Origin of the sequence: Paraburkholderia sp. J94, from assembly GCF_905220285.1 — a bacterium.
GTDB lineage: Bacteria > Pseudomonadota > Gammaproteobacteria > Burkholderiales > Burkholderiaceae > Paraburkholderia > Paraburkholderia tropica_A.
The window spans coordinates 120892-143791 of record NZ_CAJMZH010000018.1; the positions used below are offsets into that span (position 1 = coordinate 120892).

Below are 22900 nucleotides of genomic sequence, written 5' to 3' on the forward strand. Positions count from 1 at the left end.
CGCTTATGTGCGCCAGCCCACGTAACGTGACGCGGGGTCGCGCAGGCCATGTTTCAGGAGCGAACGTTTCCTCGCACGGCCCTCGCGGTGCAACACGAATGAATCAATTCCTCACGCTTTCGGCTGCGCCTGGATGCCGCGCCCCCTTTTCCCTCGCGTGCATGTTTCAGCATGGAGTCATTTTTCGCACCCCCATCTGAAAGCACAAAACCACCAATAAATTCAATGACTTGCATCGACACAAAATGCGTGGACGTCGCAAGGCGTGCGCAGGGGCGTCGTACAGAATTGAAACAAAAAGCCCCGTTTCCTTACCCGTTCTTGCGCCGCATCGCCCGCGAAGCCACGCGGCAGAACGATTCGAGGTCTTCTGGCACACACCCTGCTTTGAGAGGTGCGCCACACAGGCGTATCGCAGACACAACGATCTCGCGAACGACTCGGGACTATGGGGCCGGCAAGCCGAACGCATAGCCGCTACGGGAAGCGGCAAACACAAAATGCGCGGCGGCCGGAACGAAAAAACATGAGGCGACGAAAGCCGCTTCGCACGAGGACCAAATCATGTTGACCCTTCAATCAGACCTGCACGGCAATCACCTGCTCGGCGCCCTGCCGTCGCACGAATGGCAAGCTCTCGCACCGCATCTCGAACTCGTTCATCTGCGCACCGAACAATTGCTCTGTGACTCCGGCCAGCGCATCCATCACGTCTACTTTCCGACCACGGCCATCATCTCGATGCTCTCGACGATGGAAGACGGCAGCTCCGTCGAAATCGCCGCGGTGGGCCGCGAAGGCATGACCGGCGTGCCCGTCCTCACGGGCGGCGAAACCATGCCGAACCGCGTGCAGGTTCAGTGCGCGGGCTTCGCCTATCGCATGAGCGCGCAAAGCCTCAAGCAGCAGTTCGCGCGCTCGGACTTCCTGCGCCGCCTGATGCTGCTTTACATGCACGCGCTGCTCACGCAGGTCGCGCAGACCGCCGCCTGCAATCGCCATCACTCGCTCAGCAAACAGCTGTGCCGCTGGCTGCTGATCGAAGTCGATCGCGTGGCCTCGAACGACCTCTCGGTCACGCAGCAACTGATCGCCGATATGCTCGGCGTGCGCCGCGAAGGCATCACGGAAGCGGCCGGCAAGCTGCACGACGAAGGCCTGATCCACCATAGCCGCGGCCGCATCCGCATCCTCGACCGCAAGGGCCTCGAAGGCCGCGCCTGCGAGTGCTACGGCCTCGTGCGCCGCGAGTTCGACCGCCTGCTGCCGCGTCTGCATCAGGCTGAAACGGTGGAGTAATGAAGGGGCGCGCGGCGCGAGCCGCGCGCGGTTCTCGTGTGAACCGAAGGACTTCGCGGAACGTGCCCGGGACGGCGCGTTTCGCCTTTTTCCCCGCCCCCAAAAATTTTCTGCAGGTTGATGGCGCAACGATCGTGCATCCGCAATAGCGACATTAATCAGGATGCCGAATAAAACAATGCGCAAGACGCACCGTTTTAACCGCTAAAAACACCACGCGGACGGCGGCGTGATTCGCGCCACGCCACCGCCCGGCCAGCCGGTCTAAACGATCAAGCCTTGCGGTACTCGATGCGCTCGACGCCCGACGCGCCGCCCAGCAGGCACAGGTCGGCGCCGCGCGCCGCGAACAGACCCACGGTCACCACGCCCGGCCACGCATTGACGTGCGCTTCGAGCGTGCGCGGGTCGCTGATGCGCAGACCCTTCACGTCGAGAATCTCATTGCCGTTGTCGGTGATGAACGGCGAGCCGTCCTTCTGCACGCGCAGCACCGGCACGCCGCCGAGCGCCGTCACGCGGCGGCCGATGGCCGTGCGCGCCATCGGCACGACTTCGATCGGCAGCGGGAACTGGCCGAGCACGTCCACGAGCTTGCTCGCGTCGGCGATACAGACGAACACTTCCGACACCGACGCGACGATCTTCTCGCGCGTGAGCGCCCCGCCGCCGCCCTTGATCATCGCGCCCGAGGCGTCGATTTCGTCGGCGCCGTCCACGTAGACGGGCAGCGATTCGATGTCGTTAAGGTCGAAAATGCGGAAACCCTGCGCTTCGAGGCGCGCCGTGGTCGCCACCGAGCTGGACACCGCGCCGCGATAGCGGCCCTTGCTGGCGGCCAGTGCGTCGATGAAACAGTTCGCGGTCGAGCCGGTGCCGACGCCGATGATGGCGCCTTCCGGCACGTTCGCGTTCACATAGTCGGCCGCGGCCTGGCCGACCAGTTGCTTGAGTTCGTCTTGAGTCATGATGGGGGACTGCCCGAGGAGAGAAAACGCCGAAAACGCATAGTTTACCGGAGTTGCGGGCCGGGACCTGCGGGGATCGGCGCAGATGCGCCACATTCGGCCCGTCGTTCCGCGCGCCAGAACGGCGTGCGGAACGAACCGCCGCCAGCGTCAGGGCGCCGTTTCCGTCGCGCCAGGCAGCGCGGGCGCGGTTTTGTCGACGTATTTGTCGAGCAGCGCCTGGGCAATCGCATCGGTTTGCGCGTCGGGCGTGCCCGAATAATCGCTCGGCCGGAAGTGCATCTGGAACGCGGCGAACACGCGGCGCGTGCGCTCGTCCAGCACGCCGTCGGTGGCCACCTCGTAGCCGTAGCGCGCGAGCTTCATCTGCAGACCGCGCACGTCGGCGGGCGCATCGGGCGCGCGGCCCGCGAGGTCCGCCTGCACCGTCGCGTCATCGGGCCAGGCGCCCACGCCCGCGTCGTAAAGCTGCTTCCACGGAAACGCCGGACCCGGATCGATCTTGCGCTGGGGCGCGATGTCGCTGTGTCCCACGACGCGCGTCGGCGGAATGCCGTAACGCGTGACGATGTCCTTCGACAGCGAAAGGATCGCCGCCACCTGATCGGGCGGCCAGGGCGCCCACGTGCGCCCGGCGGGCGTATCGTGCGGCCCCGAATTGACGTTCTCGATGCCGATCGACGCCGCGTTTAGCTCGGTCGTGCCCTGCCACTCGCTCACGCCCGCGTGCCAGGCGCGCTGCGTCTCGGGCACGAGTTGCAGCACGACAGGCTTGCCGTCGCGCAAAGGCGGATGCTCGGGCACGAGGTAATGCGCGCTCACGTTCTCGCGCGTGAGCTCCTCGAGCGAATCGGCTTCGTCGCCTTCCGTGTAGTGCAGCACGAGGAAGCGGATGCGCGAGTCGGCGCTGCGCGCGTGATAGTGCGTATCCGCGACGTAACCGCCGCGGTCGATCATCGTGGCAGGCGCGCAGGCGGCGAGCGCCAGCACCGCGCCGAGCGCGGCAAGCGGCGCGGCACGCCCGGCACAACGCCGGGCAAAACCCAGAAGTGTCATGCTGCGTCGATCAGAATCCAGCCGCTTAGCGCGCCGCCGCGCGCTGGCGCACGGCTTCGAACAGGCACACGCCCGACGCCACGGAGACGTTCAGGCTCTCGACCGTGCCGGCCATCGGAATCTGCATGACTTCGTCGCAGGTTTCGCGCGTGAGACGGCGCATGCCCTCGCCTTCGGCGCCCATCACCAGCGCGACAGGACCGTCGAGCTTGGTCTGGTAAAGGCCCGTGGGCGCGTCGCCAGCCGTGCCGATGATCCACACGCCCGCGTCCTTCAGTTCGCGCAGCGCGCGCGCCAGGTTCGTGACGGTGATGTACGGCACCGTGTCGGCGGCGCCGCTCGCGACCTTCGCGGCCGTGGCGTTCAGGCCCACGGCGCGGTCGCGCGGCGCGATCACCGCGTGCGCGCCGGCGGCGTCGGCCACGCGCAGACACGCGCCGAGGTTATGCGGATCCGTCACACCGTCGAGCACCAGCAACAGCGGCGAGCCCTGGATGCCGTCGAGCAGTTCCGCGAGGTTCTGCGCGAGCGGCATGTCGTGCACGCGCGCCACCACGCCCTGATGGCGCTCGGTGTGCGCGAGGCCCCAGAGGCGCGTCTCGTCGGCGGCAATGATGCGCACGCCCGCTTCTTTCGCGGCGTGCAGGAATTCCTGCATGCGGCGGTCGCGCCGCGTCGTGTCGTAATAAATATCCTCGACCGTGGACGCGTCGTGCCGCATACGTGCGGTCACCGCATGAAAACCGTAAAGAACCTTGAGACGTGACATGACTGGATACAACCCCTGATGAACGGCCCGCGGCGCGCCTTCCTGCGTGCGCCGCGAACAAAAATAAGTGCGCCGGTCGTCGTGACCGGCGCGGTGCTGCTGGAACTACGTCGGCGCTATTTCAGCGCCGCTTCAACGCGATATCAACGCTTCTTGCGCGGCGGCGCCTTCTTGGCCGCCGACTTCGACGCCGGACGCTTCTTCGCGGTCTTCGCCGCGCCGCGCGCCGCGCGCGCTTCCTTCACGGCCGCCGTGGGCGCAGGTGCCGCTTTCTTGCGGCGCGAGTCGTCGCCTTGCGGCATCGAACGCACGCGCGGGCCGCCGTCCTGCGCGCCGCGATCATGCTGCTGCGCCGGACCGCCGCGATTCATCCCGGCCTTGATCGGCGTATCGCGCACGAGGCGGAAGTCGATCTTGCGCGCGTCGAGATCGACGCGGCTCACCTGCACGCGCACGCGGTCCGACAAGCGGTAGCGGATGCCCGTGCGTTCGCCGCGCAGCTCGTTCTTGATGTCGTCGTACTGGAAGTAATCCGAGCCCAGTTCGGTGACGTGCACGAGCCCTTCGATGAACAGCGAATCGAGCTGCACGAAGATGCCGAACGACGTCACGCCGCTCACCATCCCGCCGTACTCCTCGCCGAGCTTGTCGCGCATGAAATAGCACTTGAGCCAGGCTTCGACGTCGCGCGAGGCTTCGTCGGCGCGGCGCTCGTTGGCCGAGCAGTGCAGGCCCAGTTCTTCCCAGATCGCCGTGTTGCCGCCGCGATTGCGGCGCGGACCGCGCTTCTCTTCGTCCTCGGCCTGCAGCGCGCGGGCGCGCGGCGACAGCGCCGTGTTGAGTTCGACGCCTTCGGGCGCGGCCGGCTGGTACTTCTTGCCCTGCAGGATCGCGTAGATCGCGCGGTGCGTGAGCAGGTCGGGATAGCGGCGGATCGGGCTCGTGAAGTGCGCGTACGCCTCATACGCGAGACCGAAGTGACCGATGTTGTCCGGGCTGTAGACGGCCTGCTGCATCGAGCGCAGCAGCATGGTCTGCAACATCTGCGCGTCGGGCCGGTCGCGGATATGCGCCATCAGCGCCGCGTAATCGCTCGCGTGCGGCGTGTCGCCGCCTCCGAGCGTGAGGCCCATGCCGCGCAGGAAAGTGCGCAGGTTTTCGAGCTTTTCGGCGCTCGGACCCGCGTGCACGCGGTACAGGCCCGGGTGCTTGTTGCGCTTCATGAAGTCCGCGGCGCACACGTTGGCCGCGAGCATGCACTCCTCGATCAGCTTGTGCGCGTCGTTGCGCTGACGCGGCACGATCTGCTCGATCTTGCCCTGCGCGTTGCAGACGATATAGGTCTCGGTGGTGTCGAAGTCGATCGCCCCGCGCTTCTGGCGCGCCGCGAACAGCGACTTGTAGACGCCATAGAGATTCTGCAGATGCGGCAGCAGCGTGGCGCGGCGCGTCGCTTCCGGTCCTTTGGTGTTCTTGAGCACCGCGGCGACTTCGGTATACGTGAGCCGCGCGGCCGAGTGAATCACGCCCGGATAGAACTGATACGCCTTGATCTCGCCGCGCGCGGTGATCACCATGTCGCAGACGAGCACGCAGCGATCCACGTGCGGATTCAGCGAGCAGAGACCGTTCGAGAGCTTCTCGGGCAGCATCGGAATCACGCGGCGCGGGAAGTACACCGAGGTGCTGCGCTCGATGGCGTCGACGTCGAGACCGCCGCTGGGGGTCACATAGTGCGAGACGTCGGCGATCGCCACCAGCAGGCGGTAGCCTTCGCCCTTGCCCACCTGCATCGGCTCGCAATAGACCGCGTCGTCGAAGTCGCGCGCATCTTCGCCGTCGATGGTGACGAGCGGCACATCGCGCAGATCGACGCGGTAACGAATATCGGCCGGACGCACCGCATCCGGCAGCTTCGCGGCTTCGTCGAGCGCGCGCTTGCTGAACTCGTGCGGCACGCCGTACTTGCGCACGGCGATCTCGATCTCCATGCCGGGATCGTCGATGTCGCCGAGCACCTCGACCACGCGGCCGAGCGGCTGCGAATGGCGGCTCGGGAAGTCGGTCAACTCGACCACGACCACCTGGCCGACCTTGGCCTTCTTCGGATTCTGCGTCACCAGAATGTCGTGGCCGATGCGCTTGTCTTCGGGCGCGACGATCAGCGCGCCGTTCTCGTTGAGCAGACGGCCGATGACGCTGCGGTTCGCGCGGTCCGTGACCTCGACGATGTGCCCTTCGGGGCGGCCGCGGCGGTCATAACCGACGATGCGCGCGAGCACGCGGTCGTTGTGCATGACCTTCTGCATCTCGCCTTGCGGCAGGAACAGATCGTCCTGACCGTCGTCGCGCACGAGGAAGCCGAAGCCGTCGCGATGGCCTTGCACGCGCCCGGCGACGAAATTGGAAGGATGCGCAAGCTGATAGTGGCCGCGCGAGTCGAGCCGGATCTGCCCGTCGCGCTCCATCGCGGCGATCCGCCTGAAGAACCCTTCGCGCTCCTGGCGCTTGATGGCGAGCGCCTCGGCGATATCGTTCGCGGTGCAGGGCGATTCGCTGGTCCGCAGCACGCCGAGGATCTCTTCGCGGCTGGGAATCGGGTACGGATATTTGCTCAAGGGCTTGTCGATGGTTGTTCTCGTTGCGTGGACGTCGGAGTTTGCGTGGCCCGAGCCTGTCGTGCCGCGCCCCGGTCTTCGAGTGCTGCTATCTACGTGTTCGAGTGTTGCGCGATGCCGCAGACCCCGGGTCGAAACGTCGAACGCGCGCGCCGCTCCGCAGGGACTGCTGCGAGGCATTCTAACACCCGCGCACTACGCGACAATTCACGGTGCAGCCTTGTGCAGACTCGCTGCCGGCGCATGCGCACGATGATGCCTGGCGGCTGCGCGCGATGTATGCACAAGGCAGTGTCCGATCGGCTCGCCGACACTGCCGACCACGACGTCTTGAAACATTTTTTCAAAAGCCGCTTGACAGACTCTACGGACACGCTAAAATCTCGTTTCTCTGCTGCACGACACAGCGCAGCAGCAAGTAGTAAGCGACACCTTGCCCAGGTGGCGGAATTGGTAGACGCACCAGGTTCAGGTCCTGGCGGTGGCAACACTGTGGAGGTTCGAGTCCTCTCTTGGGCACCAAGATTCATGAAAAAAGCCGGCTGATGCCGGCTTTTTTCTTTTAGTGTCAGCGCTTGCTACGGCAGCGCGGTTTTGAGTCCAACTGACTGCGCCCTGCCCTCGGCAAGATGCAGATGTTTCTCGAAGCACCGTTTTCTTGAAATTTTCTTGAAAACATCGGTTGACAGACGCCGGGAACGCGTTATAATCTCGGTCTAGCTTGAAGACGTGCCCAGGTGGCGGAATTGGTAGACGCACTAGGTTCAGGTCCTAGCGGTGGCAACACTGTGGAGGTTCGAGTCCTCTCCTGGGCACCACGTCTCTTCAAGTAAAAGCAGCACCCCGGATTCATCGAAAAAGCCCGCACATGCGGGCTTTTTTGTTTTCCGCGCCCTTCTCCCTCGTTTTCCCGTTTCAGTCCTGCCTGCGCGATTCGCTCGCGATCTACGCGCCGCAACACATGCTGTCTCACACGACGCATCGCACGCCACGTCGCACGCCGCAGCGATATGTTCCATGGTATACATTGAAACGAAGCAGGACAGCACGGCACAACAACGCAGGGAGACCCGATGGAATTCGTCGTTATCGCGGCGCTAGTCGCTGTGAGCTTCGGCGTCGCAGCGACGTGGCTGATCGCCACCCGACTGCCCGCCGAATGGATCGAGCGCGGCCAGCACGAAGGACGCTACGCGTCTCTGTCGATGCCATCCGCGCCATCCCCGTTATCCGAAATCGACGCGCGCCGCGCCCAGGCCCGCACCGATACGCGTCGCGTGCGCCGAGCGCGTTTTCGCGCCAGTGCGCAGCGTTCGGGCAAAGCGGCAGCCTGAACGCCATCGCACGCGACGCCCCGCACTACTCCCGCGAACCCAGCGGCGCCGCCACGAACGCCTGATCCGCGCCACGCTCCGGCGCCGCCGACTGGAAGATCCAGCGCCGCCGCATCGGCTGCAACACCACCTTGGCGCAGACGCCCGCCATCATCGCCACGCAAGCAGCGAAGTCGAACACCATGTTCCAGCCGCCATGCACGGCCAGCAGCGTGGCCACCGGTACCAGCAGCGCCGCCGTGCCCTTCGCGGTGTACAGCGTGCCCGCGTTGCCCGCCGCATAGCGCGCGCCGAAGGTGTCCGCACAGGTCGCCGGGAAATTCGAAAAGATGTCGCCGTAGAACAGGAACACGAGCCCCGAGAACAGCATGAACAGATACGGATCGTGGCCGAACTCGCGCAGACCGAGCAGCGCGAGCCCTTCACCGAGAAACGTGATGAACATCGTATTCTCGCGGCCGATGCGATCCGAAATCAGCCCGCACAACGGCCGCGTGAAGCCATTGCAGAGATTGTTGACCGACAGCGTCATCGTCAGCAGCGGCAGCGACACGCTCAGCAGCGTCACCGGCATCGAGGCGAAACCATACGACTTCGCAATCGGCCCGATCTGCGCCGTGGCGATGATGCCGCCCGCCGCCACGCACACGAACATTGCATACATCACCCAGAACAGCGGCGCGCGGATCATCTGCTTCGTCGTGTAGTCGGTTTTCGTCGCGACCACGCGCCTGACGCCCGCCGCATGCGCGGGCGGCTTCGGACGCACCATCAGCAAGGCCAGCGCCATGATGCAGGCACCTTGCAGGAGTCCGAAGAAAACGAAGGCGCTCTCGTAGCCCGAATGCTGGATCATGCGTGAAATAGGAATCACGGTGAGCGCCGCGCCCGCGCCGAAGCCCGCGGCCGTCATGCCCGCCGCGAGACCGCGCCGGTCGGGAAACCATTTGAGCGCCGTGCCCACGCAGGTGCCGTACACGCAGCCCGCGCCGATGCCCGAAATCACCGCCGCCACGTAGAGCACCGGCAGCACCGGCGCCCACGCGTCGAGCACCCAGCCGAGCGCCACACAGCACGCGCCGCCCATCACGACCGGACGCGGGCCGAAGCGGTCGACGAGCCAGCCTTCGACCGGCACGAGCCATGTTTCGGTGACGATGAAAATCGAGAACGCGAGCTGGATCGCCGCTTGTCCCCAATGATGCCGCGCGTCCATCGGCACGACGAACAGCGTCCACGCATATTGCAGATTGGCGACGAGCCCCATGCAGGCGATGCCGGCCACGAGCTGCACCCAGCGGTTGTGCCGCCGCGCCGTGTAGCCGGCGTCGATGCGATCGGTATGTGCCACGTTGTCTCTCTCCATTCATTGATGGACCGCCGCGAACGGCGGCCCGCTACGTTACTTCGCCGTCCTGATTACATCAGCACTGCCTCACGCGGTCTCCAGTTGCCGCAGCAGCGCATCGACGCTGCCTTTCGCGTCGCCGAACAGCATGCGCGTGTTCTCCTTGTAAAAGAGCGGATTGTCGACGCCCGCGTAACCGGTCGCCATGCTGCGCTTCGAGACCACCACCGTGCGCGCCTTCCACACTTCGAGCACCGGCATGCCCGCGATCGGACTGCCCGCATCCTCCTGCGCGCCCGGGTTGACGATGTCGTTTGCGCCGATCACGAGCACGACGTCGGTGCTCGTGAAGTCCTCGTTGATCTCGTCCATTTCGAGCACGATGTCGTACGGCACCTTCGCTTCGGCGAGCAGCACGTTCATATGACCGGGCAAGCGCCCCGCCACCGGATGAATGCCGAAACGCACGCGCACGCCCGCCGCGCGCAGCCGCCGCGTGATCTCGCTGATCGTGCCCTGCGCCTGCGCCACGGCCATGCCGTAGCCCGGCACGATCACGACTTCGGCGGCGTCGCGCAGCAGCGCGCTCACTTCGTCCACCGACGTCGCCACCACCTCGCCTTGCGGCGCCGCGCTCGATGTCGACGTCGCCGCGCCGAAGCCGCCGAGGATCACCGAGACGAAACTGCGGTTCATCGCGCGGCACATGATGTAGCTGAGAATCGCGCCGCTCGAGCCCACGAGCGCACCGGTCGTCACGAGCAGATCGTTGTCGAGCATGAAGCCCGTGGCCGCCGCGGCCCAGCCTGAATAGCTGTTGAGCATCGAGACCACCACGGGCATGTCCGCGCCGCCGATCGCCATCACCAGATGCACGCCGAGCGCCGCCGCGATCACGCACATGGCGATCAGCGCATAGAGCGCCTGCGGTGAATCGGGCATGGCGACGAAGCGATAGCCGAGCACGACGCACACCGCCAGCGCGATCGCGTTCATCGCATGACGCGCGGGCAGCACGAGCGGCTTGCCGCCGAGCGTGCCCTGCAGCTTCAGGAACGCCACGATCGAGCCGCTGAACGTGATGGTGCCGATAAACGCGCCCACGTAAATCTCGGTGTCGTGGATCGCGCGCTCGACGCCCGTCGCGAGCCCCGACGGCGCAAGAAAGTTCGCGAAGCCGATCAGCGTGGCCGCGAGCCCGACGAAGCTGTGCAGCACCGCCACGAGTTGCGGCATCTGCGTCATCTCCACGCGCCGCGCGAGCACCGCGCCCACGCCGCCGCCCACCACCGCCGCGACGATCGCGATCTGCAGGCCCGCGCCCGACGTCACGAGCAAGGTGGCAAGCACGGCGATCGTCATGCCCGCGACGCCATAGAGATTGCCGCGCCGCGCGCTCGCGGGATGACTCAGGCCGCGCAGACTCAGGATGAACAGCGTCGCCGCGCCGAGCCACGCCATATTGCCGATTCCAGTCAACATGACGCCTCCTCAGGTTCGTTGGAACATGTTCAACATGCGCTGGGTCACGAGGAACCCGCCCGCGATGTTGATGGTGGCCACCACGAGCGCGATGCCCGCGAGGACGCTCGCGATCGTGCTCGATCCGCCCGGATGCAGCAGCGCGCCGATCACGATGATCCCGCTGATCGCATTGGTCACGCTCATGAGCGGCGTGTGCAGCGCGGGCGTCACGTTCCAGACCACCTGATAGCCGACGAACACCGCCAGCACGAATACAGTGAAGTGCGCGACGAACGCAGGCGGCGCGACGGCGCCAAGCGCCAGCAGCAGCAACGCACCAACGATCAGCATGCCTAACGACCAGGCACCGTGCCTGCGTGCGTCCTGCGCCGACGGCTGCGCATGCCCCGCACCCGCTACGACCTTCACGGGCGCATTCTGCGCAGCCCGCGCCGCTTGCGGCTGCGCAGGAGACGGTTGCACCGGAGGCGGCGGCCAGCACAGATTGCCTTGCTGCATCACGGTGGTGCCGCGCTGCACGACATCGTTCATATCGAGCGTCAGCTCACCGTTCTTGAGCGGCGTAAGGTCGGTCAGCAGATGGCGCAGATTGGTCGCGTACAACTGGCTCGACTGATTCGCCATGCGGCTCGGCAAGTCGGTATAGCCGATCACGGTCACGCCATGCGTCTGCACGACCTCGCCCGCGCGCGTCAGTTCGCAGTTGCCGCCCTGCTCCGCCGCCATGTCGACGATCACGCTGCCCGCGCGCATGCACGCGGCCGTCTTCGCATCGATCAGCCGCGGCGCGGGCTTGCCCGGAATCAGCGCGGTCGTAATGATGATGTCGACCTCGCGCGCCTGCGCCTCGAACAGCGCCATCTCCGCTTCGATGAACTTCGCGCTCATCTGCTTCGCGTAGCCGCCCGTGCCGCCGCCGTCCTCGTCGATATCGACGCTCAGGAATTCCGCGCCCATGCTTTCGACCTGCTGGCCGACTTCCGGGCGCGTATCGAACGCCCGCACGATCGCACCGAGACCGCGCGCGGCGCCGATGGCCGCGAGTCCCGCCACGCCCGCGCCGATCACGAGCACCTTGGCGGGCGGCATCTTGCCCGCCGCCGTGATCTGCCCGGTGAAGACGCGGCCGAAATGCTGCGCCGCCTCGATCACCGCGCGGTAACCAGCCATGTTCGCCATCGAGCTCAGCGCGTCGAGCTTCTGCGCGCGCGAGAGGCGCGGCACGCAATCCATCGCGAGCACCGTCACACCGCGCGCCGCGCACGCTTCGAGCAGCGCGCCGTTCTGCGCGGGCCAGATGAAACCGATCAGCGTCGCGCCCGGCTTGAGCCGCTGCACTTCGTCGATCGAAGGCGGACGCACCTTGAGCAGGATATCGGCGTTGCTCCAGAGTTCGAGCCCGTCGTCGACAAGGCACGCGCCGGCTGTGCGATACGCGTCGTCGTTGTACGACGCGCGCTCGCCCGCGCCTGTTTCGACCTCGATTTCATAGCCGAGCTTGATGAGTTGCGCGACGCTGTCGGGCGTCGCCGCGACCCGGCGTTCGTCTTGATGGGATTCGCGCGGAACCGCAATCGTCATCGCCATGATGCACCTCCATGGGCGAGCGTTGCGGATCTGAGGGCGAACGGAATCGGCGGCGCGCCAAGCGACCTGGCGCGCCGAAAACGTGGCCACGACTTCATGAAACGTCTCCTGCTCGATGTTGGAATTGTGTGTGCCGCGGCTCGTCCGGCGCGCGTGGCGCGCCATGCTGATGGACCGTTTGAGTGCTGTAAAGGCGCGCTAACGCGGCGCCCGGCCCAACTGGAGAATCGCGAGCGCCGCTGCGCGGGCGCCTTCGATGGCGGCGGCTTCGCTCGCGAACACGGTCTCGTCGGCGACCTGTTGTTCGGGCAGCAGCGCAGCCGCGTGTTGTTCCTCGGCGGAGTGAATCGCGGCGAATGCGACCCAGCCGCCGTTATGAATCATTTGACGGGCCGAGAGTTCGACCTCGTAGTGCCCGAGTCTTTCGGTATGCATCGAAGCGCTCCGTGCGGACCTGCGGCTTGAAGGGATAGGAACGACGAGACGAATTGATCAGGATTGCTGATCTTGCGTTTGCAGCCGGGTTTCCAGCTCCGTCACACGCTTGCGCAGATTGCGTTCTTCCTGGAAGCGCGCCGTCTCGTCGCGCACGACCGCGACGATGCCCGTGAGTTCGTCCTGCTCGCCATGCAGCAGCGCCACCGTGAAAGCGATGGACAGCGCGCGGCCATCCTTGTCCACGGCCGGCACGCGCAGCACGTCGTTGCCGTAGCGCGTCTGCCCGGTGGCCATCGTCTTGTGATAGCCCTCCCAGTGGCGACCGCGCAAGCGTTCGGGAATGATCAGATCCAGCGTCTTGCCGAGCGCCTCGTCCGGCGTATAGCCGAACATGCGCGTGGCTGCGGGATTCCAGTAAGTGATATCGCCTGCGGCGTCCGAGATGATGATGGCGTCGCCGATAGCGTCGGCAAGCTGTTCGAAATCGATGGCGGCTGGCATGTCGTTCGTCGTGGGGGATGCGAGGTTATATTCGGGTGCGCGGCGCGGCCGGGACGAAGCCCGCGCGCCGCGCACCTCACTGCCGATGCATCACTGCAACATCGCTACATCGACCGTCCTGTCACACAGCACGCACTTCGTGCAGCGCCGCGATCTGCTGCGGCGTGTAGCCGAGGTCGGCGAGCACCTCATCGGTATGTTCGCCCAGCAGCGGCGAGCCCGTGATTTCCGGCTTCAGCTCCGAGAACTTGATCGGGCTGCCCACCGTGAGGTACGAGCCGCGCGCCTTGTGCGGCACTTCCACGATGGTGCCGCTCGCGCGCAGCGACGGATCGTTCGCGATCTCCTTCATGCTGAGCACCGGCGCGCACGGAATATCGAACTTGCGCAGAATGTCGACCGCCTCGTACTTGGTCTTGTCGGCGAGCCACGCTTCGATCGTCGCGAAGATATCGAAGATATGCGGCTGGCGCGCTTGCGCGGTGTTGTAGTTCGGGTCCTCGATCCATTCCGGCTTGCCCAGCGCGTGGCAGATCGGCTCCCATGCGTGGCCCTGCACCGTGAAGTAGATATACGCGTTCGGGTCCGTTTCCCAGCCCTTGCACTTGAGCACCCAGCCCGGCTGGCCGCCACCGCCCGCATTGCCGCCGCGCGGCACGACATCGCTGAAGCTGCCGTGCGGATACTGCGGATACTCTTCCAGATAGCCCACGCGGTCGAGGCGCTGCTGGTCGCGCAGCTTCACGCGGCACAGGTTGATCACGCTGTCCTGCATCGACACGGCGACCTTCTGCCCCTTGCCGGTCTTGTCGCGGCCGATCAGCGCCGTGAGAATGCCGATGGCCAGGTGCATGCCCGTGTTGCTGTCGCCGAGCGCGGCCGCGCTGACCGTGGGCGGGCCGTCCCAGAAGCCCGTGGTCGAGGCCGCGCCGCCCGCGCATTGCGCGACGTTTTCGTAGACCTTGAGGTCGTCGTAGTGATGGCCTTCGCTGAAGCCCTTCACCGAGGCGACGATCATCTTCGGATTCAGTTCCTTGATACGTTCCCACGTGAAGCCCATGCGATCGAGCGCGCCGGGGCCGAAGTTTTCGACCATCACGTCCGACTCGCGAATCAGCTTCTCGAGCACTTCCTTGCCTTCGGGCTTCTTGGTGTCGAGCGTGAGCGAGCGCTTGTTGCTGTTGAGCATCGTGAAGTACAGCGCGTCGGCTTCGGGAATGTCACGCAGTTGATTGCGCGTGACGTCGCCCGCGCCCGGACGCTCGACCTTGATCACATCGGCGCCGAACCATGCGAGCATTTGCGTGCATGCGGGTCCCGCTTGAACGTGCGTGAAGTCGATGATCTTGATGCCGTCGAGGGGTTTGCTCATTGCTATCTCCTGGTCTCGGTAGTCTGAAACGACTGTCCTGTACGGTTGGATTTATTTCTTCATCGCCGCGCTTTGCGGATTGAGATTCGTGAGGCGTCCGCTCTCGGTGCCGGCCGATTCGTCGATCACGGCGTTGATGAGCGTGGGCTTGCCGGACGCAATCGCCTCGAGCAGCGCCTTCGTGAGTTCCTCCGGCGTGGTCGCCTGGTGGCCGACGCCACCGAACGCCTCGATCATCTTGTCGTAGCGCGCGCCCTTCACGAACACGGTCGGCGCGACATCGGCGCCGCCAGTCGGATTCACATCGGTGCCGCGATACACGCCGTTGTTGTTGAACACGATCGTGCAGACCGGCAGGTCGTAGCGGCAGATCGTTTCCAGCTCCATGCCGCTGAAGCCGAATGCGCTGTCACCCTCGATCGCCACGACCTGCGTACCGCTCGTGACCGCCGCGCCGATCGCGAAACCCATGCCGATGCCCATGATTCCCCACGTGCCCGAATCGAAGCGCTTGCGCGGCTGGTACATATCGATGATGCTGCGCGCGTAGTCGAGCGTATTCGCGCCTTCGTTCACGACGTTGATATCGGGGCGCGTCTTCAGCACGTCGCGAATCGCCCGCAGCGCGCTGTGGAAGTTCATCGGCGTGGGATTCTTGTCGAGCGTCGCGGCCATCTTCGCGAGGTTCGTGTTCTTGCGCTCCGCCACCGCGTTGAGCCATTCCGCCGAAGGCTTCGGAAAATCCGCGCCCATACCGGCGACCAGCGCTTCCACGCACGAACCGATATCGCCGATCACGGGCGCTTCGATCGCCACGTTGCTGTCGATCTCGGTCGGCGCGATGTCGATCTGCACGAACTGCTTCGGACCGGCGGCTGCGCCCCACGTCTTGCCCTTGCCGTGCGCAAGCAGCCAGTTCAGGCGCGCGCCGATCAGCACGACCGCATCCGCTTCCGCCAGCACGAACGAGCGCGCCGCCGACGCCGACTGCTCGTGCGTGTCGGGCAGCAGGCCCTTGGCCATCGACATCGGCAGATACGGCACGCCGCTCTTTTCGACCAGCTCGCGGATCTGCGCGTCGGCTTGCGCGTAGGCCGCGCCCTTGCCGAGCAGGATCAGCGGACGCTTCGCATTCCTGATGACATCGAGTGCGCGCTTGACCGCGTCGGGCGCCGGAATCTGGCGCGGCGCCGCATCCACGACCTTGATCAGCGACTGCTGGGCCTTCACGGCGTCGATGGTCTGCGCGAGCAGCTTGGCGGGCAGATCGAGATAGACGCCGCCGGGACGGCCCGAGACCGCTGCGCGAATCGCGCGCGCCACGCCGACGCCGATGTCTTCCGCGTGCAGAACGCGATAGGCCGCCTTGGCATAAGGCTTGGCCGCGTTGAGCTGATCCATCTCCTCGTAGTCGCCCTGCTGCAGGTCGACGATCTCACGCTCGCTCGACCCGCTGATGAGAATCATCGGGAAGCAGTTCGTGGTGGCGTTGGCCAGCGCCGTGAGGCCGTTGAGGAAGCCAGGCGCGGAAACCGTCAGGCAGATGCCCGGCTTCTTCGTCATATAGCCCGCGACGGCGGCCGCGTTGCCGGCGTTCTGCTCGTGGCGGAACCCGATGAAACGCATGCCTTCGGCCTGCGCGAGCCGCGCGAGGTCCGTGATGGGAATCCCGACGAGACCGAAGATCGTGTCGATATCGTTGAGCTTGAGCGCATCGATGACGAGATGAAAACCGTCCGTCGTCGCTTGCGCCTCTTGCGCAGGGCTGTTCTGCGCGTCGTTGATGCCTGCTTCTGCCATGACGTCTCCTCTTTGGCGGGGCGTTGTGTGATCCGTGATATACAATATTCCACACACAATATTAGTCAAGACGTTTTTTTACGCGGTGGCGGCGTGTTGCAGTGCAATGCAGCTTGCGGACCTTGTGACATCGGGCTTGCGCCCTTCCGCTTTGATGCGCCACACAAATTTCGCCGGTCTCGACTCCTGCAAACCGCGTAATTTATTTCGGATTCCCAACTACTTAAACAGCATCCCGACACGTAGCCGACACCTTCCCGAACACGTATCCAGACGATTCGCGTATGCCTGCGCGCCGCTCACGCGGCGTTCAAATCCAGCGTAAAAAAGTGCGCGGGCTCAGTCGAGAAAGTCGCAGTTCGCTTCGACGAACAACGCGAGGTCGATCGAATGCTGCCGCACGAGCCGCTCGACGCGCTCGGTATCGCGCGCCTCCAGCGCCTCGATGATGCGCATGTGATCCACGATCGATCTCGACGCGCGGTCGCTCTGCGCGATCGTCATCCGGCGTATCGCACGCACATGCATGAAGATGTTCTTGATGGTCTCGACGATGATCGGCGACTTCGAGAGTTCGACCAGCGACTGATGGAACATGATGTTCGCTTCCGAGTATTCCTCGATGTGCTCGGCGGGCCGCGCGTCGTCGAAGTCGGCGAACATGCTGCGCAGGCGCGCGATCTCCTCGTCGCTCGCGCGCTGGGTCGCGAGGCGCGCCGCGATACTTTCGAGCGCGGCCCACATATAGATCATCTCGACGATTTCCTTGCGCGTCTTGCGCAGGATGTAGACACCGCGCCGTGGCACGGTACGCAGGAACCCTTCCTGTTCGAGCAGCGTCATGGCCTCGCGCACCGGCGTGCGGCTCACGCCCAGCTTTTCGGTCAGTTCCTTCTCATCCAGACGAATTTCGTCTCGCGAGCGGTAGATATCGGTTTCTGCAATCGCCTGCTTCAGCTTCGCGTAAGCCTGGTCGCGCAAAGAGAGCGCGGCGTGAATCGGTTCGAGCGTCAGGGTCAGCGAGGACGCCGCGGCTTCGTCTTGGGTATCGGTGGACATCGGTCGTTTGTCTCCAGCGTTCTAATGAGTAAGCCGGTACAACTCATCGATTTCATATTTCCAATACAATATATCAGTGACACGAACAGCACTACGCGGGGTTTACGCGAAGCCTGCCATCCCGATCGCATATATAGACGATGCCTTATATAAATCGAAAAAAACTTTAACTATCGTTTATTCATTGGCCCTCCTACATTGAGTTCACGCCTTTCGCGAACCAGGAGACAGCCATGAGCCCCTCACCCGCCCGTCCGCACGCCACCGAACAAGAGTCCGTTCTGCACGCGCAACTGTGCGCATTCAATTCGGCGTTCGCCGAACTGGGCTTGCGGTTCCGCTGGGACGCCGCCACGCTCTATGCGCTCGCGGCGATCGAAGGCGAAGCGGCGCGCCTCGCGACCTATATCCAGACGCATCATCCGCATCTGTTGAACGCTTACAGCATCGAGTTTCTGTGCGACGCGATTCTCGGCCGCAAGAATGCGCAGGCGCCCGGCGAATGGCGCACGGAAACGACGCTGCAGCGCGCCGCGCCAAATCAGCCGGTGGCGGCGGTCACGCGTGACGGATGGGATTGGAGCGAGCCCGGCTTGCCTGCGCTGGCAGGCGCCTGACGCTCGCGGGAGTGGGTGTAGCAAAGACAGCAGCAGCGACAGCACCGACATCGAGACGCGAATGCGCAAGCATTCAGACGATTCGCGTCTCGATCGCGGCGGAACAGCGTGATGGTGCGTTGAACGACGCGTGAGCGTCAGGCGCGCGCCGCCGCCTCATCCTCCTGCAGCTTGCGCCAGAGGATCTTGCCGCTGCCCGACTTCGGCAGCGTGTCGACGAACTGCACGATGCGCGGCGCCTTGTACGCCGCCATGTTTTCGTGCGCCCACGCGATGATGTCGTCCTCGTTCACGCTGCCGATCTGCTTCGGATCGAGCACGACCACGGCCTTCACGGTTTCGCCGCGCTTCACGTCCTGCGTGCCGATGATGCACACCTCCTTGATCGCCGGATGGCGGTACATCAGCGCTTCGACTTCGGCCGGCCAGACCTTGTAGCCCGACGCGTTGATCATGCGCTTGAGGCGGTCGGTCATGAAGTAATAGCCTTGCGCGTCGCGCCGCACGAGATCGCCGGTGCGCAGAAAGCGCTTGCCGTCGCGCTCGATGAACGCTTCGGCCGTCGCTTTCGCGTTGCCCCAATAACCGAGCATCACTTGCGGCGCGCTCATGATCAGCTCGCCGGCTTCGCCTTCGGGCACATCTTCGAGCGTGATCGGATCGACGATGCGCGCATCGACGTCGAACACCGGAATCCCCAGACATTGCGGCTTCGGATTCTGCGGCGGATTGATGTGTGTGGCCGCCATCGTCTCCGACATGCCATAGCCTTCGACGAACTCCAGACCGGTGAGATCGCGCAGCTTCTTCACAACGGCATCGGGCATGGTCGCGCCGCCGCCGCGCATCCACGCGAGACTCGACAGATCGTATTCGCCGATCCGCGGATTCGAAATGAAATCGACCACCATCGTCGAGATCGCCTGCCAGCCGTTGATGCGGTAATGCTCGATCGCGCGCGCGGCGGCGTCGCGATCCCAGCGCGGCAGGATCACGATGGTCGAGCCGTTGTAGAGCGGACTGTTCATGCCGCCCTGCATGCCGGTCACGTGAAAGAACGGCAGCACGGAAAGCTGCACCGCGTCCTGATTGCTGCCGAACCAGTTGCAGCCGCCCACCGCCGTGCACATCACCGAACGATGCGTGTGCATGCAGCCTTTCGGCTTGCCGGTCGTGCCCGAGGTGTACGGCATCACGCAGAGATCGTCGGGACCGGCGGTGAGCGGTCCGGGCGCGCACTGCGCGGCGAGCACGTCGGCCCAATGCACGACGCCCGGCCCTTCCACCTGGCGCGGCGCGCTCACGAATTCAGGCGGCGGCGACGAAGGCGTGTTCTTCAGATAATCGCTATACGTCGCGACAATCAGGTGTTGCAGCTTGCCTTCACCCTCGCCCGCCAGCGGCGCGATGCGCGGATACAGTTCCTGCGCGACGAAGGCTGTCGTCGCGCCGCTGTCCTCGACGTAGTGCTCGAGTTCCTCGGTCAGATTCATCGGATTGACCGGCACCACCACCGCGTTCGCGCGCAGAATGCCGTAGTACGCGAGCACCCATTGCGGGCTGTTCTGCACATAGAGCAGCACGCGGTCGCCCGCCTTCACGCCGCAATGCTGTTGCAGATAACCGGCCACGCGCTCAGCTTCGTCCTTGAACTGCGCGAACGTGACGGGCGTGTCGTAGAAGTAGATGAACGGTTTGTCGGGAAAGCGTGCGGCCGACACCTCGGCGTTATAGAACAGGTTCGTGCCGGGAATGCTCAGATGCGGCGAGAGATGCGCGGGCCAGTGGGGCGAAGTGAGCGATGAACTGCGCGTGGCGGGCGATGCTGCGGGATCCTGCGAAGCTGCGATGGCGGATGTGGACATGGCGGGTTCCGTCTCCTGGAGCGCGCGCCGTCGAGCGCGGCGCGCGCGTCTTGCAATCGGCCGCGGCGAGCCGCGGACCGTCCGTGAATGTAGTTCGGACTACGATGCTGATCAGACGATGCTTGCGCCGCCGTCGATCGCCAGATACTGGCCGGTGACATGGCGCGACGCGGCGCTCGCGAGAAACACCACGGCGCCCTTGAGATCGCTTTCGTCGCCCAGACGCTGTAGCGGCGTATGGTCGATCACGCTCTGGCCGAGCTTGTCGAGCAGGCCCGCCGCCATTTTGGTCGGGAAAAAGCCCGGGCAGATCGCGTTCACGTTGATGCCGTACTTGCCCCACTCGGCGGCCAGCGCGCGCGTGAAATTGATCGCCGCCGCTTTCGAGGTGTTGTAGGCGATGGTCTGCATCGGGCCGAGCGAGCCCTTGAGCCCGGCGATCGAAGCGATGTTGATGATCTTGCCGCGCTTGCGGGCAATCATGCTGCGCTTGCCCACTTCGCGCGCGAGGAAGAACGGCGCGTTCACGTTCAGGTTCATGACCTTGTGCCAGGCCTCGTCCGGATAGTCCTCGGCCGGCGCGCCCCAGGTCGCGCCCGCGTTGTTCACGAGGATGTCGATCTGGCCGCAGGCCGCGAGCGTTTCGTCGACGAGCTTCGTGGCCGCCTCGGGGCGCTGCAGGTCGCTGACGATCGTCATCGCTTCGATGCCGCGCGCCTGGAGATGGCGCTGCGCTTCGGCGAGCTCGTCGGCCTTGCGCGCCGTGATCACGACGCGGCAGCCCATTTCGCCCAGCGCTTCGGCCATCTGCAGGCCGAGGCCGCGCGAGCCGCCCGTGATGAGTGCCACCTGACCGCCCAGTTCGAACAATTCCCTGACCTGCATGCTTGTGTCTCCTTGATGTCTGTCTGGACCGCGGACGGCCCGGATTGCACTGAAGGTTCCTCTGCGTTCCGCCTGACGGAACACGCGAAGTCGAGTCGATTCTAGTCACCGCATCTGACGGCGGCAATCAGGAAAAGCACGGTCGTTCATTATCGGCGAAATTGTGCGCGCCGTGCGGCGAAGCGCGCAATGCACGCAGGTTTGCCAACGTTACGGCCGCCTGACGCATGCGCCTTGAATCGCCCGCTCTCAGCAAATTAGGACGTATCCGATGTGCGGCGGCGGCGCCCGTCCCTAAGCTCTTTCTCATAAAGACTGAGACTGACGGCCCCAAGATGACCACCGATCCCGAACACCGACTCGTCGCGGCTTTCGCCGCCCATGCCAGCGCGCCGCACGATCCCGACGCGCTGCTGCATATCTGCTACGCGCTGATCGGCGTGCAGCGCGACGAGCACATGCTCGCGTGGGCGGACAAAGGGCTCGCGCTCGCGCCCGGCCATGCGGGCTTCATCCATGCGCGGGCGCGCGCACTGCGTCTGCTGGGCGAGCACGCGCAGGCCGCGCAAACGTGGATCGACGCGGCGGGCACGAACTGGGCGCCCCTCTTCTACGAGGCTCGCCTGGGCCGCGACCTCTATCTGAGCGGCGCCACCGATCAGGCGATCGCGGTGCTCGAACGCGCGGTCCAAAGCCCGGTGCCCGACGACAATCCCGAGAAACTGCGCGCACGCAAATGGCTGGCCGAAGCGCTGCTGAGTCTCGGCGACCCGCGCGGCTTCGCGCACTGGCTCTACCGCAATCGCGGCGACAGCGGCAACACGCGCCACGCCGACGTGCCGATGTGGAACGGCCAGCGCGATCTGCGCGGCGAGCGTGTGCTGGTGACGCATCAGATGGGCTTCGGCGATCAGTTCATGCTGTACGGCGCGCTGCGCCACTGGCGCGCCGCCGGCGCGGAACTCATGGTGACCTGCGATGCGCCGATTCGCGGTGTGCTCGCCGCCTCGCTGCCCGATTGCCGCGTGGTGTCCGCGCACCGCCCGCTGACGGCCGAGGCGCCGCTCGATGCGGCGCTGCTGCCCGAGGTTCACGCGTTCGCGCCGACGATGCAGGCCACGCTGCTGCATCTGCCGATGCTCTGCGCGCACGATGCACCGCGTCCCGATCCGTATTTCCCCGCGTATCTGCGCGCGCCCGAGGCCGAGCGCGAAACCGCCGCGACCTGGGCACGCGCGATGCGTACGCAGCATCCGGGCAAAAAGCTCGTCGGCGTGTTCTGGGACTGCGCGCAACGCCACTCGCGCGCACTGCGCAGCAAGGAGCGCAACTGGGCGCGCCTGCGCAGCCTGCCGCTCGACGCGCTCGAACGGCTCACGACCAGCGCGGCGCTCGCCGGCCACGTCCAGTTCGTGAGCCTGCTGCATCCGAGCGTGGAAATGGTGAGCGGCTCGCCGCGCGGCCACTTCAGCCACTTCGCGCCCGCCATCAACACGTTCGCGGACACCACGGCCTGCATCGAGCAGCTCGACGCCGTGGTGAGCGTGGACGCCGGCGTGGCCAATCTCGCGACGATGACGGGCAAACCGACCGCCGTGCTCGTCAATCCGACCGGCGAGTGGCGCTGGGGCAAGGACGGCACGCGCTCGCCGTGGATGCGCGACGCGCACGTGCTGCGTCAAGAGACGATGGGCGACTGGTCGAACGTGATCGAGGCCACGATCGACTGGCTCGCGTCGCGCTGATCCGCATCGACGCCCGAATCGATCTGCACTCCCGATCATCGACCGCTGCATACCGCCATTAATCCGGCGGTCAATTGCGCAATACCCTCGCACACTCCATCCATTCAACATTCAATTACGGCTTCAATGTAATTACATTTAAATTACTATTAAG

General features: G+C 65.1%; 18 protein-coding genes and 2 tRNA genes. 6 read left to right on the forward strand and 14 right to left on the reverse strand.

The window, feature by feature from the left end:
* Positions 1-564: 564 nt before the first annotated feature.
* A complete protein-coding gene (locus U4Y88_RS31460; RefSeq protein WP_065063228.1) occupies positions 565-1299 on the forward strand; it encodes a Crp/Fnr family transcriptional regulator in 735 nt (244 codons plus the stop codon).
* Positions 1300-1571: 272 nt separating this feature from the next.
* Here the strand turns inward: U4Y88_RS31460 and rpiA are convergent, their stop codons facing one another.
* From rpiA to rnr, 4 genes are all read right to left on the reverse strand, one after another.
* The gene (gene rpiA, locus U4Y88_RS31465) at positions 1572-2267 is read right to left on the reverse strand and encodes a ribose-5-phosphate isomerase RpiA (protein ID WP_224006936.1); all 696 of its coding nucleotides are present in this window, start codon (positions 2265-2267) and stop codon (positions 1572-1574) included.
* A gap of 150 nt (positions 2268-2417) precedes the next feature.
* Positions 2418-3323 (reverse strand): N-acetylmuramoyl-L-alanine amidase, encoded by a 906-nt coding sequence (locus tag U4Y88_RS31470; protein ID WP_321788691.1) that lies wholly within the window; start codon positions 3321-3323, stop codon positions 2418-2420.
* Between the two features lie 25 nt (positions 3324-3348).
* Positions 3349-4092, reverse strand: a complete 744-nt coding sequence (gene rlmB / locus U4Y88_RS31475; RefSeq protein WP_224006930.1) for a 23S rRNA (guanosine(2251)-2'-O)-methyltransferase RlmB — start codon at positions 4090-4092, stop codon at positions 3349-3351.
* Positions 4093-4235: 143 nt separating this feature from the next.
* Positions 4236-6710, reverse strand: a complete 2475-nt coding sequence (gene rnr, locus U4Y88_RS31480; protein ID WP_224006927.1) for a ribonuclease R — start codon at positions 6708-6710, stop codon at positions 4236-4238.
* 435 nt (positions 6711-7145) lie between these two features.
* Here rnr and U4Y88_RS31485 point away from each other — a divergent pair.
* The 3 genes from U4Y88_RS31485 (at position 7146) to U4Y88_RS31495 (ending at position 8044) form a co-directional block, all read left to right on the forward strand.
* A tRNA-Leu gene (locus U4Y88_RS31485) sits at positions 7146-7232 on the forward strand.
* A gap of 209 nt (positions 7233-7441) precedes the next feature.
* Positions 7442-7528: transfer RNA gene (locus tag U4Y88_RS31490), tRNA-Leu, on the forward strand.
* A 255-nt stretch (positions 7529-7783) separates the two neighbouring features.
* Complete coding sequence (locus U4Y88_RS31495) at positions 7784-8044, forward strand: hypothetical protein (protein WP_321788693.1); 261 nt, start codon at positions 7784-7786, stop codon at positions 8042-8044.
* A 25-nt stretch (positions 8045-8069) separates the two neighbouring features.
* Here U4Y88_RS31495 and oxlT read toward each other — a convergent pair whose 3' ends face one another.
* The 8 genes from oxlT to U4Y88_RS31535 all read right to left on the reverse strand — a co-directional run bounded on the left by oxlT (position 8070) and on the right by U4Y88_RS31535 (position 17634).
* Positions 8070-9410 carry an oxalate/formate MFS antiporter gene (gene oxlT, locus U4Y88_RS31500; RefSeq protein WP_415774523.1) on the reverse strand — a complete coding sequence of 447 codons (1341 nt, stop codon included), beginning with the start codon at positions 9408-9410 and terminating at the stop codon, positions 8070-8072.
* Positions 9411-9479: 69 nt separating this feature from the next.
* Positions 9480-10874 carry an NAD(P)(+) transhydrogenase (Re/Si-specific) subunit beta gene (locus tag U4Y88_RS31505; protein ID WP_321788697.1) on the reverse strand — a complete coding sequence of 465 codons (1395 nt, stop codon included), beginning with the start codon at positions 10872-10874 and terminating at the stop codon, positions 9480-9482.
* 9 nt (positions 10875-10883) lie between these two features.
* On the reverse strand, positions 10884-12464 hold the full coding sequence (locus tag U4Y88_RS31510; protein WP_321788698.1) for a Re/Si-specific NAD(P)(+) transhydrogenase subunit alpha: 1581 nt from the start codon (positions 12462-12464) through the stop codon (positions 10884-10886).
* Positions 12465-12662: 198 nt separating this feature from the next.
* Positions 12663-12899, reverse strand: coding sequence for a hypothetical protein (locus U4Y88_RS31515; protein ID WP_224006912.1), 237 nt, complete (start codon positions 12897-12899; stop codon positions 12663-12665).
* A gap of 57 nt (positions 12900-12956) precedes the next feature.
* Positions 12957-13403: a PAS domain-containing protein gene (locus U4Y88_RS31520; protein WP_224006909.1), complete on the reverse strand. Its 447-nt coding sequence runs from the start codon at positions 13401-13403 to the stop codon at positions 12957-12959.
* Positions 13404-13524: 121 nt separating this feature from the next.
* Entirely contained in the window at positions 13525-14775 is a 1251-nt protein-coding gene (gene frc / locus U4Y88_RS31525) for a formyl-CoA transferase (protein WP_224006906.1), read from the reverse strand.
* Between the two features lie 51 nt (positions 14776-14826).
* Positions 14827-16575 carry an oxalyl-CoA decarboxylase gene (oxc, locus tag U4Y88_RS31530; RefSeq protein WP_224006903.1) on the reverse strand — a complete coding sequence of 583 codons (1749 nt, stop codon included), beginning with the start codon at positions 16573-16575 and terminating at the stop codon, positions 14827-14829.
* A gap of 339 nt (positions 16576-16914) precedes the next feature.
* A complete protein-coding gene (locus tag U4Y88_RS31535; RefSeq protein WP_224006900.1) occupies positions 16915-17634 on the reverse strand; it encodes a GntR family transcriptional regulator in 720 nt (239 codons plus the stop codon).
* Positions 17635-17867: 233 nt separating this feature from the next.
* On the opposite strand from U4Y88_RS31535, the gene U4Y88_RS31540 reads away from it, so the two are divergent.
* Positions 17868-18251 (forward strand): hypothetical protein, encoded by a 384-nt coding sequence (locus U4Y88_RS31540; protein WP_321788700.1) that lies wholly within the window; start codon positions 17868-17870, stop codon positions 18249-18251.
* A gap of 137 nt (positions 18252-18388) precedes the next feature.
* On the opposite strand, the gene U4Y88_RS31545 is transcribed toward U4Y88_RS31540, so the two are convergent.
* Both U4Y88_RS31545 and U4Y88_RS31550 read right to left on the reverse strand, forming a co-directional pair.
* Positions 18389-20116: a long-chain fatty acid--CoA ligase gene (locus U4Y88_RS31545; protein WP_321788702.1), complete on the reverse strand. Its 1728-nt coding sequence runs from the start codon at positions 20114-20116 to the stop codon at positions 18389-18391.
* 111 nt (positions 20117-20227) lie between these two features.
* Complete coding sequence (locus U4Y88_RS31550; RefSeq protein ID WP_074984291.1) at positions 20228-21001, reverse strand: SDR family oxidoreductase; 774 nt, start codon at positions 20999-21001, stop codon at positions 20228-20230.
* Positions 21002-21336: 335 nt separating this feature from the next.
* Between U4Y88_RS31550 and U4Y88_RS31555 the strand changes: the two genes are divergently transcribed.
* The gene (locus U4Y88_RS31555) at positions 21337-22746 is read left to right on the forward strand and encodes a hypothetical protein (protein WP_321788704.1); all 1410 of its coding nucleotides are present in this window, start codon (positions 21337-21339) and stop codon (positions 22744-22746) included.
* Positions 22747-22900: the final 154 nt, after the last annotated feature.

Coding starts and splice junctions, on each gene's coding strand:
- U4Y88_RS31460 (WP_065063228.1), top strand. CDS start 565: ATGTTGACCCTTCAATCAGACCTGCACGGCAATCACCTGCTCGGCGCC.
- rpiA (WP_224006936.1), bottom strand. CDS start 2,267: ATGACTCAAGACGAACTCAAGCAACTGGTCGGCCAGGCCGCGGCCGAC.
- U4Y88_RS31470 (WP_321788691.1), bottom strand. CDS start 3,323: ATGACACTTCTGGGTTTTGCCCGGCGTTGTGCCGGGCGTGCCGCGCCG.
- rlmB (WP_224006930.1), bottom strand. CDS start 4,092: ATGTCACGTCTCAAGGTTCTTTACGGTTTTCATGCGGTGACCGCACGT.
- U4Y88_RS31495 (WP_321788693.1), top strand. CDS start 7,784: ATGGAATTCGTCGTTATCGCGGCGCTAGTCGCTGTGAGCTTCGGCGTC.
- oxlT (WP_415774523.1), bottom strand. CDS start 9,410: ATGGAGAGAGACAACGTGGCACATACCGATCGCATCGACGCCGGCTAC.
- U4Y88_RS31505 (WP_321788697.1), bottom strand. CDS start 10,874: ATGTTGACTGGAATCGGCAATATGGCGTGGCTCGGCGCGGCGACGCTG.
- U4Y88_RS31510 (WP_321788698.1), bottom strand. CDS start 12,464: ATGGCGATGACGATTGCGGTTCCGCGCGAATCCCATCAAGACGAACGC.
- U4Y88_RS31515 (WP_224006912.1), bottom strand. CDS start 12,899: ATGCATACCGAAAGACTCGGGCACTACGAGGTCGAACTCTCGGCCCGT.
- U4Y88_RS31520 (WP_224006909.1), bottom strand. CDS start 13,403: ATGCCAGCCGCCATCGATTTCGAACAGCTTGCCGACGCTATCGGCGAC.
- frc (WP_224006906.1), bottom strand. CDS start 14,775: ATGAGCAAACCCCTCGACGGCATCAAGATCATCGACTTCACGCACGTT.
- oxc (WP_224006903.1), bottom strand. CDS start 16,575: ATGGCAGAAGCAGGCATCAACGACGCGCAGAACAGCCCTGCGCAAGAG.
- U4Y88_RS31535 (WP_224006900.1), bottom strand. CDS start 17,634: ATGTCCACCGATACCCAAGACGAAGCCGCGGCGTCCTCGCTGACCCTG.
- U4Y88_RS31540 (WP_321788700.1), top strand. CDS start 17,868: ATGAGCCCCTCACCCGCCCGTCCGCACGCCACCGAACAAGAGTCCGTT.
- U4Y88_RS31545 (WP_321788702.1), bottom strand. CDS start 20,116: ATGTCCACATCCGCCATCGCAGCTTCGCAGGATCCCGCAGCATCGCCC.
- U4Y88_RS31550 (WP_074984291.1), bottom strand. CDS start 21,001: ATGCAGGTCAGGGAATTGTTCGAACTGGGCGGTCAGGTGGCACTCATC.
- U4Y88_RS31555 (WP_321788704.1), top strand. CDS start 21,337: ATGACCACCGATCCCGAACACCGACTCGTCGCGGCTTTCGCCGCCCAT.